The sequence below is a fragment of the Thermoanaerobacter sp. RKWS2 genome, assembly GCF_026240795.1.
Lineage (GTDB): Bacteria > Bacillota > Thermoanaerobacteria > Thermoanaerobacterales > Thermoanaerobacteraceae > Thermoanaerobacter > Thermoanaerobacter ethanolicus.
Genome location: NZ_CP110888.1, coordinates 60,001 through 75,927 on the forward strand (window position 1 = coordinate 60,001; position 15,927 = coordinate 75,927).

The following is a 15,927-nucleotide window of genomic DNA, read 5'->3' on the forward strand; positions in this document are numbered from 1 at the left end:
TTACTGGGTGAATAGAGTAAGAGGGATAGAAAGAGGTAGAAGTAGTTAAGAGAAGAGTAAGCACTAAGTTGAGTGCCGGATGATGGCGTACTTTTTGTAGAACGGGCCGGCGAGTTACGGTAGCAAGCGAGGTTAAGCGAAAAGCGGAGCCGAAGCGAAAGCGAGTCCGAAGAGGCGGGAGTTTGCTGCCGTAGACCCGAAACCGTGCGACCTACCCATGGCCAGGGTGAAGCCGGAGTAAGATCTGGTGGAGGCCCGAACCACGTTGGCGTTGAAAAGCCATGGGATGAGCTGTGGGTAGAGGTGAAATGCCAATCGAGCACGGAGATAGCTGGTTCTCCCCGAAATAGCTTTAGGGCTAGCCTCAGGGTAGAACCTATGGAGGTAGAGCACTGAATGGGCTAGGGGCCAAGTAGGTTACCGAACCCTATCAAACTCCGAATGCCATAGGGAGGAACCTGGGAGTCAGACTACGAGTGATAAGATCCGTAGTCGAGAGGGGAACAGCCCAGACCTCCAGCTAAGGTCCCAAAGGGCATGTTAAGTGGTAAAGGAAGTGGGACTTCGAAGACAACCAGGATGTTGGCTTAGAAGCAGCCATACATTTAAAGAGTGCGTAACAGCTCACTGGTCGAGAGGTCCTGCGCCGAAAATGAACGGGGCTCAAACATGCCACCGAAGCTGGGGCTACCGCGGAAGCGGTGGGGTAGGGGAGCGTACTGTACGGGTAGAAGGCAAAGCGTAAGCTAAGCTGGACTGTACAGTAGAGAGAATGCCGGCATGAGTAACGAGAGTAAGGTGAGAAACCTTACCGCCGGAAGCCTGAGGTTTCCTGGGGAAGGGTAATCCACCCAGGGTAAGTCGGGGCCTAAGCCGAGGCGAAAGCGTAGGCGATGGGGAACCGGTAGAGAATCCGGTACCACCGAGGGCCGCAAAGAGAAGTGGGGACGCAGCGAGATAGGTGGAGCGTGCGGTTGGTAGAGCACGTCCAATCAGGCACCGAAGGGTACGTAGGCAAATCCGCGTACTGGCAGGGGCCTGAGAAGGGGAGCCGGAAGGCGAAGCCACCGAAGCAGCTGCCGAGAAAAGCCGCTATCGAGGTCCAAGGTGCCCGTACTGCAAACCGACACAGGTAGGCGAGGAGAGGATCCACAGGCGAGCGGGAGAACCCTCATTAAGGAACTCGGCAAAATGACTCCGTAACTTCGGGAGAAGGAGTGCCGAAAGGCCGCAGAGAAGAGGCCCAAGCGACTGTTTACCAAAAACACAGGTCTCTGCTAAGTCGGAAGACGAAGTATAGGGGCTGACGCCTGCCCGGTGCTGGAAGGTTAAGGGGAAGTGTGAGAGCACTGAACCGAAGCCCCAGTGAACGGCGGCCGTAACTATAACGGTCCTAAGGTAGCGAAATTCCTTGTCGGGTAAGTTCCGACCCGCACGAAAGGCGTAACGACTTGGGCGCTGTCTTGATGAGGGGCCCGGTGAAATTGTAGTACTCGTGAAGATGCGAGTTACCCGCGATTGGACAGAAAGACCCCGTGGAGCTTTACTGTAGCCTGTCACTGGATTTTGGTAATTCTTGTACAGGATAGGTGGGAGACGGAGAAGGTAGGGCGCCAGCCTTACTGGAGTCGGCGTTGGGATACCACCCTGGGATTACCGGAATTCTAACCTATAGCCGTGGAACCGGCGTAGGGACAATGGCAGGTGGGCAGTTTGACTGGGGCGGTCGCCTCCTAAAGGGTAACGGAGGCGCCCAAAGGTTACCTCAGCGCGGACGGGAATCGCGCGAGAGAGTGCAAAGGCAGAAGGTAGCCTGACTGCGAGAGAGACATCTCGAGCAGGGACGAAAGTCGGGCTTAGTGATCCGGCGGCAGTGAGTGGGAACGCCGTCGCTCAACGGATAAAAGCTACCCCGGGGATAACAGGCTGATCTCCCCCAAGAGTCCACATCGACGGGGAGGTTTGGCACCTCGATGTCGGCTCATCGCATCCTGGGGCTGAAGTAGGTCCCAAGGGTTGGGCTGTTCGCCCATTAAAGCGGTACGCGAGCTGGGTTCAGAACGTCGTGAGACAGTTCGGTCCCTATCCGTCGCGGGCGAAGGAAACTTGAGAGGCACTGCCCCTAGTACGAGAGGACCGGGGTGGACGAACCGATGGTGTACCAGTTGCACCGCCAGGTGCACAGCTGGGTAGCCAAGTTCGGAGGGGATAAACGCTGAAAGCATCTAAGCGTGAAGCCCGCCTCAAGATTAGGTTTCCCACCCGGCACTCAACTATACTTACTGGAGGAAGGCAAGATGTATTATGTGTATGTCCTGACAAATGAAAAAGGAAAGATATATATAGGCTATACGTCTAATATAAAGGAAAGGTATTTAGCGCATCAACGAAAAGAAGTAAAGAGTACAAGAGAAGGAAAATGGAGATTAGTATACTATGAAGCATATAGAGATAAAAAAGATGCGTTAATAAGGGAGAAACATTTAAAAAAGTCAGGACAAGGGCGTAGATGGCTAAAAGAGAGGATAAAGAATAGTCTTTCCACTAGTGAGTAGAGTTGAGTGCCGGGGTAAGACACCTCGAAGACCACGAGGTAGATAGGCCGGGGGTGTAAGAGTGGAAACACTCTTAGCTGACCGGTACTAATCAGTCGAGGACTTGACCGAGAAGGCTTTGTGCAGTTTTGAGGGTCTAGATTTCCGGTGGCGATAGCGGAGGGGAAACACCCGTTCCCATTCCGAACACGGAAGTTAAGCCCTCCAGCGCCGATGGTACTGCTTTCGCGGGAGAGTAGGTCGCTGCCGGAATTAAAAATATTCCTCAGTAGCTCAATGGTGGAGCAACCGGCTGTTAACCGGTAGGCTGTAGGTTCGAGTCCTACCTGAGGAGCCAACTTTTAAGAGATGCGGATGTGGCTCAGCGGTAGAGCATCGGCTTCCCAAGCCGAGGATCGCGGGTTCGAATCCCGTCATCCGCTCCATAAGAAAATGAGAGGTTCTGCGAGGTAAATGCAGAACCTTTTTTAGTATTTTTTATTGATATTGACATAATTTTATTTTTTTATAAAATTACAAAAAGAAGTGTCAATTAATTTAGAAGGTGAAAGAGATGTTAAATGGCAAAGTAGCGATTGTAACTGGTGGTGCTGGGGATATAGGAAGAGAAATTTGTATAGAGCTTGCAAAAGAAGGGGCTTCTATAGCAATACATTATAATAACAGTTATGAGCAAGCTGTTAAATTAAGAGAGTATATAAAAAGCAATTTTAGTTATGCGGAAATTTTTAAAGCAGATATTTCAGACAGACAGCAGGTAGACAATATGATTGATAGTATTTATAATAAATTTGGTCGCATTGACTATCTTATAAATAATGCAGGAATTGCCCAAATCAAACCATTTATAGAAATAACAGAAGAAGATTGGGATAGGATGATGAATGTCAATTTAAAAGGTCTTTTCAATTGCACACAAAGTGTTTTGAGGCATATGTTGCCTCAAAAACATGGGAGTATAATAAACATTTCTTCAATTTGGGGTATTTCCGGTGCTTCCTGTGAAGTACATTATTCAGCATCTAAAGGAGGAATAATAGCTTTTACAAAGGCTTTGGCAAAAGAGTTAGGGCCTTCTAAAATAAGAGTTAATTGTATTGCTCCTGGAGTAATTGATACTCGAATGAACAACATTTTAAATAGGGAAGAAAAGAAACACTTAATTGAGGATATACCACTTATGAGTATAGGGAAACCTCAAGATGTAGCAAATGCTGTACTGTTTTTATTATCTGACAAGGCAAATTTTATAACAGGGCAAGTTATAACTGTAGATGGGGGATTTATATAACAAGGCTTTGGTGAAAGCCTTGTTTTTATATCGACTTTTTCAGGAAAGATAGCTCTTTTTCAGACAATTCTCTCCACTCCCCAGGTTTTAGATTTTCGTCAAGGGTGAGATTACCCATTGCCAATCTTTTAAGGTATATGACCTTTTTACCGACTGATTCAAACATCCTTTTTATTTGGTGATATTTTCCTTCTCTTATATAAACGTAAACTTTCGACACATCAGAAGAAGAAAAAAGAATTTCAAGGTTTGCGGGAAGAGTTTTATACCCATCTTCAAGTATAATGCCTTCATTGAAAGCTTTAATGTCGCTTTCATTGACAAAGCCTAATATTTCAGCATAATATTTTTTTATAACATTCTTTTTTGGTGATAAAAGCTGATGTGCCAAGTCTCCGTCATTAGTTATAAGAAGCAATCCTTCTGTATCTTTATCAAGTCTTCCTACGGGAAATGGATTTCGAGCTTTTAATTCTTGAGGAAGAAGGTCAATAACTGTTTTTTCAACTTCGTCATATGTGGCGCTAATAACTCCTTTTGGCTTATTTATCATGATATATATAAATTCTTTGTAATTGATCTTTTCACCATCAAATAAAATTTCATCAGATTCAGTATCTACAATTAAACCAGCATCTTTTACTGTATTTCCATTTACCAATACAAGACCTTCTTTAATGAATTTTTTAACTTCTTTTCTCGTACCAATGCCTATATTCGATAAAAGTTTATCTATTCTCATTTTTGCCATGTAAATTACCTCCAAAAAGAGTCTATGATGTAATTATAACACGAAATTTTGTATTTTTAGAGTATATAATATTGGTTTATTCAATTCACTTTAAATTACTTGAATTATAAATTAGACAAAGTGCTGTGTTCTCTACTTTATTGTGAATATATTTCAAGTAATCGTTAAGATAAGATTATAACAAACAAAATTCAAGTAAAATCTATAATAATTCAAGTAAATTTTGCTTGATAATTAAATTCAAATGATTTATAATCTATTACAAGAAAACGATTTTTAGAGGTGTTAAGTTTGACGGCAATTAAAAGGAAAAAAGTGACCATGAAAGATATCGCTGAAAGGTTGAACTTATCAATTAATGCTGTGTCCCTGGCTTTAAATGACAAGGTGGGGGTGAGCGAAGAGACAAGAAAAATAGTTTTAAAAACAGCTGATGAAATGGGGTATTTTGATGAAAATCCCTCTTTTATTGCTAAAAATCATTTCAGAAATATTTGCCTACTGATTGAAGAGAGAAATTTCCGCGATACTCATTTTTATACAAAAGTAATTTTAGGTATAGAGAATGAAGCAAAGAAAAATAATTACGATATTTTAGTAAACTTCATGAATCAAGATGATTTTCAGGTACCTTCCAGTGTTGAAACGAGAAAAGTTTCAGGAATTTTAGTGGTTGGTACTATTAAAGATGAACATCTGGAAAAATTATTGAAGTATGATATACCAACTGTCCTTGTAGACCATGCTTCATTTACTATAAGTACAGATGCTGTATTAACTCAAAATATGCCTGGCTCATATATGGCAACACAATATCTTATTCGAAAAGGCCATACTCAAATAGGTTTTTTTGGTGAAATAGATTTTTCTTTAAGTTTTAAAGAAAGATGGTTAGGCTTTAACGAGGCGATGAGAAATGCAGGACTTAATGTAGATCCCATATTTAATGTAAATCCTGGATATTGTGTAATAGGACAGGTAGAACAATATGTTTTAAGCAAAAACTACAAAGAGGTAGCAAATATTATCTCAAAGTTAGATAAACTTCCTACTGCATGGGTATGCTCCAACGACAGTGCTGCTATTACCTTGTACAATGCATTGAGCATTTTGGGTATTAAAGTACCTGACGATATCTCTGTAGTTGGCTTTGATGATATTGATATATGTAACATTGTGACACCGCATTTGACTACTATCCGCATAAATAAAGAACTTATGGGAGCAAAAGCTGTAAAAAGACTTTTGTGGAGGATGGAAAACCCAAAAGAGCCCTGTGACCACATACGGATGGAGGTTAAGCTGATAGAGAGGGAATCAGTAAGGGAAGTTAGAAATTAAAAACTTTTAGAGGACATAAAAACAGCATTAAGCTGTTTTTTAAATAAAATTAATTTTTGGAGGTGTGTTTTATGAAAAAAATAGCTAAAAGTATTCTAATTTTACTTCTTGCTGCATCACTTTTGGCAGGCTGTGGGACTAGTACAAGCCAAAAGAATGAAGCATCACAGACAACAAAAGAAAAAGTTATTACAATCGATTTTTGGGCTGCTCCAAATCCTCCGCAACAGACTTTCTGGAAACAGATGGCTGAAGAATATGCAAAAATTAATCCAAACATCAAAGTAAATGTTAGCCCGATGCCTGAATCACCAACATCTGAAGCTGGAATTCAAGCAGCTCTTGCTGGTGGTAATGCTCCTACAATTTCAGAAAACATTTCCCGTGGTTTTGCGGCACAACTTGTAGACAGTAAAGCTTTAGTACCTCTTGATACAATGGATGGATGGAATGACATTGTAAAAACTAGAAATATGGAAAACACAATTCAGGCATGGGAGTTTGCGGATGGGCATCAATATGTATTGCCTATATATTCAAACGCGATGCTTTTTGCATGGAGGATCGATATTTTAAAGCAATTGGGATATAATGAACCTCCAAAAACTTATAGTCAAATTATTGAATTAGGGAAAAAATTAAAAGAAAAATATCCTGACAAGTATTTATGGGCAAATCCAGATTTAATTGACTCTACCTGGTGGAAAAGATGGTTTGACTTCTTTATGCTTTATGATGCAGCTTCAAACGGTAATAAATTCATAGAGGGAAATAATTTTGTTGCTGATGATAAAGCCGGAGTTGCTACACTTAAATTCCTTGAGGATATGGCAAAAAATAAGCTTATATTAACGCAAAAAGCTACGGATCCTTTTGAAACAGGAATAAGTGTATGGACAACAATTGGTCCTTGGACGTTTAATACATGGAAGGACAAATATCCAGAACTTAAGCTAAATGAAACTTATGTGCTTGCACTACCTCCAGTGCCAGATGGAATGAGTACAGATAATGTAAAAACATTTGCAGATACAAAAGGCCTTGTAATATATGCACAATCAAGTCCTGAAAAGCAAAAAGCAGCAATGGAATTTATAAAATGGGTATATTCTAATCCCGAAAATGATATGAAATGGTTTGAAATTACTAATCTTCCACCAGCAAGAGATGATGTCAATACAAACGAACAATTTAAAAATTACTTAAAAGATCATCCTGAGCTTCAACTGTATGCTGAATCTATACCAAATGCTATTCCGCCTATTGATAATGCTAAATTTAACGATATTCAGACATTAATTGGCCAAAAAGCTGTAAATCCTGTTGTGGCAGGACAAGTAGATGCACAAAAGGCTTGGGATGATATGAAAAAGGCGATTCAGGGGGTTCTTAAATGAAAAAAGGACAAGAGAAATTGGGTTGGCTTTTTGCCAGCCCATACCTTGTATACAGTTTAATATTTTTCGTAATTCCGCTTTTTGGAGCATTATTTTTATCTTTTACTAACTGGAATCTTATTTCACCTCAATATGAGAATGTTGGTTTTTTAAACTTTATTCAAGCAGTTAAAAGTCCAGGAGTAAAAGCGGCATTTTTTGTAACATATAAGTTTATGATAATATTTGTGCCTATGGTATTAATTGGATCTTTGGTAATTTCTCTTATTATAAACAGTTTGCCAAGATTTAAAAGTTTTTTTTCTGTAGGATATTTTCTTCCCTATCTTGCCTCTGGTGTTGCTACATCAGTAGTGGTAAAGGGAATTTTATCATATAACAGTGCTTTAAATGTGTGGTTAAGAAATACGTGGCATTTAAACATTGATTGGCTGGGTTCACAGATACTTGCTCCATTGATTATTGCTGTTATGATATCGTGGAAATTTATGGGTTATTATTCGCTTATACTGACATCTGGATTAGAGAGCATACCGGGTGAGGTATATGAAGCTGCTGCTATAGATGGTGCAACAGGTTGGATAAAATTTTTTAAAATTACGCTGCCACTTTTATATCCAGCTATGTTTACAGTGACTATATTGGCAGTTGGACTTGTATTTGGTATATTTACAGAACCCTATGTATTAACAGGTGGAGGACCTGGATTTTCAACAAATACATGGCAAATAGAAATATATAACCAAGCATTTAGCAAGCTAAATGCGGGTTACGGCTCTGCAATTGCAATTATTGATTCTGTAGTGACTTTTGTGACCATAATAATTGTTCGGAGATTGCTAGAAATTTGGGGGAAGAGTTATGGTTGGGAGTAAAAATAAGAAATTGCAACTTATATTATTGTATACAATAGCCATTATTTTTTTAATTATAATGGTATACCCATATTTGTATATGGTATTAAATTCGCTTGCACCATGGGATCAAGTTGATAGAAAAATAATACCAACAGGAATTACATTGAAATCTTATATTTGGCTTTTACGTGGAGGAGAAGATGTTACACCACGTCCGTGGCTCAGAGCCTTTGCTAACAGTATTATTGTAACAGTTTCATCAACATTTTTAATGATGGTTACAGCATTATTAGTTGCATATGCCTTGTCAAAAATAGTTTTTAAAGGAAGCAGAACAATAAATAACATTATAATGTTTCAGATGTTTTATCCATCGATTATTCTTTTGATACCTACGTTTTTGCTGGTGAGAAAATTAGGATTATATGATACTTATTGGGGTATGATTATTCCAAAGTCTGTAAGTTTATGGGCGATATTTATGTATACAAATTTTTTTAAAGCAATACCAAATGAGTTAATTGAGGCTGCAAAAATAGATGGTGCAAATGAAATTAAAATACTTTTTAAGATTGTTTTGCCAATGTCAAAATCAATTACAACAGTTATTTTCCTGTTTTTATTTATGGAAAGATGGGTAGAGCTTTTGTGGGATATGCTCGTCGTGCATGATCAAAATCTTCTTACTCTGAATGTTATGCTAGCACAAATGTTTGGACCATATGGTGCATATCCGGGACCAATGTATGCTGCTTCTGTAATTTTGACAATGCCAATACTTATTTTGTTTATAATTTTTAGCAAGAATTTTAAAGAAGGTATACAGTTTGTTTTAAAATAATATGACGGAGGTAGAAAAATGGCAAAATTTGCAGATGAATTTATAATAGGAGCTAATTATTGGCCTAGGAATCATGGCATTGAAATGTGGAAAGAGTGGAATTATGATGAGATAAAAAGTGAATTTATTGAAGCGAAAAGCTTAGGCATTAATGTAATGAGAATAAATCTTTTTGGGAGGATTTTCAGCCAAAGCCTGATGTAATATCAGAGGAAGCGGTGAAAAAGTTTGACGAGCTTATTAAAATATGTCATGAAGTTGATATGAAAATCGCGCCTACTTTTTTTGTGGGGCATATGAGCGGTGAGAATTGGGATGTGCCGTGGAGAGAAGGTAGGAATATATACAGTGATTCATTTATGTTGAGGTATCAAATTAAATTGGTACGCTTTTTTGCTGAGAGGTACAAAGATGAATCTGCTATTTTGTTTTGGGACCTTTCAAATGAGCCAGATAATTATGTAAAAGCAGAGTCAAGACATGATGCTTGGCTGTGGAACTATGTCTTATCAAATGAGATAAAAAAATACGACAAAAATCATCCCGTAACACTTGGAATACACCAGGCATCTCTTCTTACCGATAATAATTTTTATCCTGAAGACTTGCAAGAAGGAAATGATTTTCTGTGTATGCACGCATATCCAATTTATACAGATACATGTATAGACCCTGTAAATTCTATAAGAAGCACTTATATGGCACCTTTTGCTTCTAAACTAACCCAAGCTATGGGTGGCAAGGAAGTGCTACTGGAGGAATTTGGTGCAACTACACTTATGATGAGTGAAGATATAGAGGGAAATTATTACAAGGTGGTTCTGTATAGCCTTCTTGCGAATGAATCGATAGGTGCAATAGCCTGGTGCTTTGGAGATTTTTCTGTTGGCGAAAGGCTTCCCTATAATTCTACCCCCTTTGAAACGCAATTTGGTATAACAGCAGTTGATGGAAGAGTTAAAAAAGCAGGACTTGAAATAAAAGCTTTTTCTGAATTTATGAATAAAATTGAGTATAAGGATTTAAAACACAAAAAGTGTGATGCCGCGATAATCATTCCGGATAAGTATTATAGTGCTTTATTTGTAGGTAACGATTATACTCCAGAGAGAAATTTTAGGATTCTTTTAAATAGTTTTATACTGGCAAAGGAAGCAGGTATAGATGTTGAATTGGTAAGAGCTGATGGAGATTTTAGTAAGTATAAAATGCTTATACTACCTTCCGCTTATAGAAAAGGGCATTTAAATTATGACCAATGGGTAAAAATTATGGATTTTGTTAAAAATGGTGGCACTTTGTATGTATCATACGATGGAATTTCTGTAGAAGGTTTTGATGAGGTTTTTGGAGTTAAAACGCAATATTCTATGGTGCCCAAAAATGAGACAGTATCAATGCATTGTGAAGAACTTGGAATTGATTTAAATTATAAAGCTCTTAAATTTAATAAAAGACTTATTGCAAAGCCGACAACAGGCCGTGTAATTGCAAATGATGATGAGAATAACCCGGCAATAGTTATAAATAAATATGGCAAAGGGAATGCTATTCTTGTTACGTATCCTATTGAGCTCTATTTAAGTTATATGCCCGATGTATATAAGACTGACAGGTCTTATTTGATTTATAAGTATGCTAAAGAGCTGAGCAGAATAGAATACAACGTAAAAGTAGAATCTCCTTATATTGAAGTAAAAGAGTTTGATTATGGCAGGAAAACCCTTGTGTTCTTTATAAATCATGAAGACATAGATATTCATACTAAAATAAGAATAAGTAGAAAAACAAAAAATAATGAGAAAATACAAGATTTAATCAGCGGAAGGCAGATTAATTTAGAAAATTTCACAATAGAGGCTAATGGAGTAGTTGCAATTTTGCTGGAAAAGGGGGTATAAAGATGTTCAGGCTAACAAGACTTAGTAACAAACCTATATTGTCGCCAATAAAAGAGCATGAATGGGAAAAGGAGGCTGTTTTTAATGCAGCAGTAATATATGAAGATAATAAATTCCACTTGTTTTACAGAGCCTCTAATAATAAATTTGTTTTGAATACTGAAAAGCCAGAAGAAAAATATAAATTTGTATCCTCAATTGGGTATGCTGTAAGCGAAGATGGTATAAATTTTGAAAGATTTGACAAGCCTGTTTTAGTGGGGGACCCCCCACAAGAAGCGTGGGGAGTAGAAGACCCAAGAATTACAAAAATTGACGACAAGTATTACATGCTCTATACAGGTTTTGGAGGAAGGGACTGGCTGGATTTTAGAATATGTATGGTTTGGTCTGATGATTTAAAAAATTGGAAAGGACATAGAATTGTTCTTGATGAACCCAATAAAGATGCGGCGCTTTTGTCCGAAAAAATAGATGGAAAGTATGTGCTTTTCCATAGAAGAATGCCCGATATTTGGATTGCTTATTCTGATGATTTAGTAAATTGGTATGACCATAAGATTATAATGTCCCCTAAACCTTACACATGGGAGTCAAAGAAAATTGGCATAGCAGGACCTCCTATAAAAAGAGAAGATGGATGGCTTTTAATATATCACGGGGTGGATGACAACAATGTGTACAGACTTGGTGCAGCTCTTTTAGACTTAAAGGACCCATCAAAGGTTGTTGCGAGACAAAAAGAGCCTATTTTAGAGCCAGAGTTGGATTGGGAAATAAATGGGCTTGTGCCTAATGTGGTATTTAGCTGTGGAGCAGTTGAAGTGAATGACATGTATTACGTGTATTACGGAGCAGCAGATACCCATATAGGTGTAGCAGCCATTGAAAAAGAAAAAGTAAAATTTTAAAAGGAGTGTATGGAGTGATAAAATTAAAGAGATTATCAGATAAGCCAGTATTGATGCCAAAAGCAGAAAATGAATGGGAAAGAGCAGCAGTTTTTAATACTGCAGCAATTTATGACAATGGACTGTTTCACTTGATTTATAGGGCTACTGACATTGGACCTCACGCCAAATATGGGAAATATACTTCTCGCCTGGGGTATGCAGTTAGCAAAGACGGGATTAATTTTATGAGATTAGACAAACCAGTGATGAGCAATGAGACAGAACAAGAGCTCAGAGGATTAGAAGACCCAAGGATAGTCAAAATTGACGGCATTTATTATATGATGTACACAGGTTTTGGGGACAGGTTTCATGATGACTATAGGATTTGTTTGGCTACCTCCAAAAACCTTATAGATTGGGAGAGAAAAGGAGTAGTTTTAGATGAACCTAATAAAGACGCCTCTTTATTTCCTGAAAAAATCAATGGAAAGTATGTGATGCTTCATAGAAGGTATCCAGATATATGGATTGCCTTTTCAGAAGATTTAAAAAATTGGTATGACCATAAGCCTATCATTAAGCCAATTCCTGGAACGTGGGAAAGTGCGAGAGTCGGAATTGGAGGGCCGCCTATTAGGACAAAAGATGGTTGGTTTTTGATATACCATGCAGCTGATGACAATAATGTATATAGATTGGGAGCAGTCCTTTTAGATTTAGAAGATCCATCAAAGATTATTGCAAGGCAAAAAGAACCTATCTTAGAGCCAGAACTACAGTGGGAAAAAGAAGGATACATTCCTAATGTTGTATTTAGTTGTGGTAATGCAGTAAAAGATGATACTATTTACGTTTATTATGGGGGTGCGGATACTGTTATAGGCGTGGCGATATTAGAGATGAAAGATATCAAATTTTAGCAGGCTTTTAAAAGGCCTGTTTTTTATGTGCGCCCGGCATGGGCGATAACTAGGCGGTGAAAGTCCGCTGTGGGCTTGGTAGTGGGAACCACTAGCCAAGAGCAAGGGTGTCCATCGTGAGGTGGAATCTGAAGGAAGCTTAAGGCAAAATCTCGGTCTGATGAACAAGAACCAGATAAGAGGCTGAATTGGGATGGATGAGTTTGCGTAACAAAACGAAGTCCAACACTACCCGAATCCCATACAGTAAATCTGGCAGATATATGAGATGAAAGTTATCGTTCTTACCCGGGGAGGTCTCAAGGATAAGTCATGGAAGTAAAATCTGAAGTGACAACCCATGCAGTGATGTATGGCTGAACCTTGAGAAGTCAGCAGAGGTCATAGTACTTATCTAGTCATGAATAGATAAGGAAGGACCGAACGTTAGGAGGTTTTGGAAATCTTATGGACTCGAAAGATATGCAGAGACTGCAGACAACTCAACAAACAGGCTATCCGTTGAATAGAGAAATGGAATTTCAAAAGACAACGGAAGTGCATAGTATATCATCGGCGTCGGAAGATGGAAGAAACGAGGTACAAAGATATACCGGCAAGATGCTTGAAATGATAGTAGAACGAGGGAACATGGAAGCAGCATACAAGCGTTGTTGCAAATAAAGGAAGCCATGGAGTCGATGGGATGGGAGTAGATGAACTTCTACCGTATCTCAAAGAAAACTGGGCAACCATAAAACAACAACTGCTGGAGGGGAAATACAAACCACAACCAGTGCGAAGAGTAGAAATTCCCAAACCAGATGGAGGAGTAAGACTACTAGGAATACCTACAGCACTAGATAGGTTAATACAACAAGCAATAGCCCAAATACTAAATAGAGTCTACAACCATACATTTTCTGATAGCAGTTATGGATTCAGACCAGGACGCAGTGCAAAAGACGCAATAAAAGCCGCAGAAGCATATATAAATGAAGGATACACGTGGGTTGTAGATATGGACTTAGAAAAGTTCTTTGACAGAGTAAACCACGACATAATAATGTCCAAACTAGAAAAGCGGATAGGAGATAAAAGGGTACTAAAGTTAATACGAAGATACCTAGAATCAGGAGTAATGATAAACGGAATCAAAATATCAACAGAAGAAGGGACACCCCAAGGAGGGCCATTAAGTCCTCTATTAGCAAACATAATGTTGGACGAACTAGACAAAGAACTTGAGAAACGAGGGCATAAATTCTGCCGATATGCAGATGACTGCAACATATATGTAAAAAGCAGGTCTGCAGGAAACAGAGTAATGAGAAGCATAAAGAAATTCATAGAAAGCAAATTAAAACTAAAAGTCAACGAAGCAAAAAGTGCTGTAGATAGACCATGGAGAAGAAAATTTCTTGGATTTTCATTCTATACAAAAGAAAACGAAGTAAGAATAAGAATCCATGAAAAATCCATCAAAAGGTTTAAGGAAAAAGTAAGAGAAATAACCAATCGGAACAAGGGAATAAGCATGGAAAACAGAATAAAAAGACTAAATCAAATAACAACAGGATGGGTCAACTATTTTGGATTAGCAGACGCGAAAAGCATAATGAAAACCCTTGACGAATGGATAAGGCGAAGACTAAGGGCATGTATATGGAAACAATGGAAGAAGATAAAAACGAAGCATGATAACTTAGTAAAACTAGGAGTAGAAGAACAAAAAGCCTGGGAATACGCCAATACAAGGAAAGGCTACTGGAGAATATCCAATAGCCCAATCCTAAATAAGACTCTTACAAATAAATACTTTGAAAGCATAGGTTATAAGAGTTTATCCCAAAGATATCTAATTGTACACAATTCCTAATGAACCGCCGTATACCGAACGGTACGTACGGTGGTGTGAGAGGACGCTGAATAAAATAATTATTCAGCTCCTACTCGATTTACAGAAAAGTACTTGACATGCCAAAAAGGATTAATTATAATACTTATTAGCAGCCGAATTTCAAGAGTGCTAATATATTTCTCCTCTTCTTAGTTCTTATCGTTCTTATAAATTATATCACTTGTATCACGCCCTTCTTTTGTTTTTAAGGTTAATTTTTGAAAAACTTCATAAAGGAGGGGTCTTTTATGAAGGCGTTGTTATTGGCAGGAGGTTTGGGAACAAGGCTAAGACCTCTTACAGATGACCTGCCAAAACCAATGGTTCCTATCATGGGAAGACCTCTTTTAGAAAGGATTATTTTAAACCTTAAAAAAAGTGGAGTAGATGAAGTTGTAATAAGTACTTATTATAAGTCTCAGTACATTGAAGATTACTTCAAGCCAAAAGAGGACTTAGGTGTAAAAATACACTATATTACAGAAGAATCTCCTTTGGGGACTGGTGGGGCAATAAAAAACGCCGAAAAATTTTTTGATGATACTTTCCTCATTTTAAACTCTGATATCGTCAGTGATATTGACTATGCAGATTTGATAAAATACCACAAGAGAAGAAGAGCTCAAGTAACTATTGCATCTATTGAAGTAAGAGATACTTCTCAGTACGGAGTTATAGAATTTGATGAAAAAGGCTTTATAACTGCTTTCAAAGAAAAGCCCAAACCAGGCGAGAGTAATTCTAAGTATATTAACGCAGGAGTATATGTATTTGAACCTGAGGTGTTAAAAGAAATTCCTGAAAATACAGTAGTATCTGTAGAGAGGGAGACATATCCCAAACTTTTGGAAAAAGGGTATAGAATGGCTATTTATAAATTTAACGGCTACTGGATAGATATAGGTACAATAGATAAATACAAAAAAGTTCATGAGGACATTTTAAAAGGAAAATCAAGATTTGTAAGTACTACTTCCTCAAGAGGCATAATTTTAGGAGACAATGTTAAAATTCATCCTACCGCAAAAGTGATAGGACCTGCTTATATTGGAAATAATACTGAAATTGATGCCTATGCTACAGTTGGTCCGTATACAGTAATTGGGAATAACTGTCGAATAGGTCAAGAGAGCAAAGTATCACAAAGTGTATTGTGGGATAATGTAAAAGTGCGCAGGTTTGCAAGATTAGAGAATGCAGTTGTCACTTCAGAATGTATAGTAGAGGTGAATATGGAAGTTAAAAATACAGTGTTTACAGCTAATAGATTGGCAAGTACTACGTTGACAACTTAATAC

Annotated in this window: 9 protein-coding genes, 2 tRNA genes, 2 rRNA genes and 2 pseudogenes (1 of these 15 only partly in view); 14 read left to right on the forward strand and 1 reads right to left on the reverse strand. The window is 38.3% G+C overall.

Annotated features, from left to right (window positions below):
* The 5 genes from OEI98_RS00335 to ymfI form a co-directional block, all read left to right on the forward strand.
* A 23S ribosomal RNA gene (locus tag OEI98_RS00335) occupies nucleotides 1–2,666 on the forward strand; it begins 596 nt to the left of the window's first position.
* 32 nt (nucleotides 2,667–2,698) lie between these two features.
* A 5S ribosomal RNA gene (gene rrf / locus OEI98_RS00340) occupies nucleotides 2,699–2,807 on the forward strand.
* Nucleotides 2,808–2,817: 10 nt separating this feature from the next.
* Nucleotides 2,818–2,892, forward strand: a tRNA-Asn gene (locus OEI98_RS00345).
* Nucleotides 2,893–2,905: 13 nt separating this feature from the next.
* A tRNA-Gly gene (locus tag OEI98_RS00350) sits at nucleotides 2,906–2,980 on the forward strand.
* A gap of 128 nt (nucleotides 2,981–3,108) precedes the next feature.
* Nucleotides 3,109–3,846, forward strand: coding sequence for an elongation factor P 5-aminopentanone reductase (ymfI, locus tag OEI98_RS00355; protein WP_003869939.1), 738 nt, complete (start codon nucleotides 3,109–3,111; stop codon nucleotides 3,844–3,846).
* 25 nt (nucleotides 3,847–3,871) lie between these two features.
* Here the strand turns inward: ymfI and OEI98_RS00360 are convergent, their stop codons facing one another.
* On the reverse strand, nucleotides 3,872–4,597 hold the full coding sequence (locus OEI98_RS00360) for a pseudouridine synthase (protein WP_266038865.1): 726 nt from the start codon (nucleotides 4,595–4,597) through the stop codon (nucleotides 3,872–3,874).
* Between the two features lie 291 nt (nucleotides 4,598–4,888).
* On the opposite strand from OEI98_RS00360, the gene OEI98_RS00365 reads away from it, so the two are divergent.
* From OEI98_RS00365 to OEI98_RS00410, 9 genes and pseudogenes are all read left to right on the forward strand, one after another.
* Nucleotides 4,889–5,938 (forward strand): LacI family DNA-binding transcriptional regulator, encoded by a 1,050-nt coding sequence (locus tag OEI98_RS00365; protein ID WP_003869937.1) that lies wholly within the window; start codon nucleotides 4,889–4,891, stop codon nucleotides 5,936–5,938.
* A 71-nt stretch (nucleotides 5,939–6,009) separates the two neighbouring features.
* Nucleotides 6,010–7,335: an extracellular solute-binding protein gene (locus tag OEI98_RS00370; RefSeq protein WP_003869936.1), complete on the forward strand. Its 1,326-nt coding sequence runs from the start codon at nucleotides 6,010–6,012 to the stop codon at nucleotides 7,333–7,335.
* A complete protein-coding gene (locus OEI98_RS00375; protein WP_003869935.1) occupies nucleotides 7,332–8,210 on the forward strand; it encodes a carbohydrate ABC transporter permease in 879 nt (292 codons plus the stop codon). Before OEI98_RS00370 ends, OEI98_RS00375 begins: the two co-directional genes overlap by 4 nt.
* Nucleotides 8,197–9,033 carry a carbohydrate ABC transporter permease gene (locus tag OEI98_RS00380; RefSeq protein ID WP_003869934.1) on the forward strand — a complete coding sequence of 279 codons (837 nt, stop codon included), beginning with the start codon at nucleotides 8,197–8,199 and terminating at the stop codon, nucleotides 9,031–9,033. Before OEI98_RS00375 ends, OEI98_RS00380 begins: the two co-directional genes overlap by 14 nt.
* A gap of 18 nt (nucleotides 9,034–9,051) precedes the next feature.
* Nucleotides 9,052–10,934 (forward strand): annotated as a pseudogene (locus OEI98_RS00390) (beta-galactosidase trimerization domain-containing protein).
* Between the two features lie 2 nt (nucleotides 10,935–10,936).
* Complete coding sequence (locus OEI98_RS00395; protein ID WP_003871341.1) at nucleotides 10,937–11,845, forward strand: glycosidase; 909 nt, start codon at nucleotides 10,937–10,939, stop codon at nucleotides 11,843–11,845.
* Between the two features lie 14 nt (nucleotides 11,846–11,859).
* The gene (locus OEI98_RS00400; RefSeq protein WP_003871340.1) at nucleotides 11,860–12,750 is read left to right on the forward strand and encodes a glycosidase; all 891 of its coding nucleotides are present in this window, start codon (nucleotides 11,860–11,862) and stop codon (nucleotides 12,748–12,750) included.
* 447 nt (nucleotides 12,751–13,197) lie between these two features.
* Nucleotides 13,198–14,608: pseudogene (gene ltrA / locus OEI98_RS00405) on the forward strand (group II intron reverse transcriptase/maturase).
* 269 nt (nucleotides 14,609–14,877) lie between these two features.
* On the forward strand, nucleotides 14,878–15,924 hold the full coding sequence (locus OEI98_RS00410) for a nucleotidyltransferase family protein (protein ID WP_003871339.1): 1,047 nt from the start codon (nucleotides 14,878–14,880) through the stop codon (nucleotides 15,922–15,924).
* The last annotated feature ends 3 nt before the right edge of the window (nucleotides 15,925–15,927 follow it).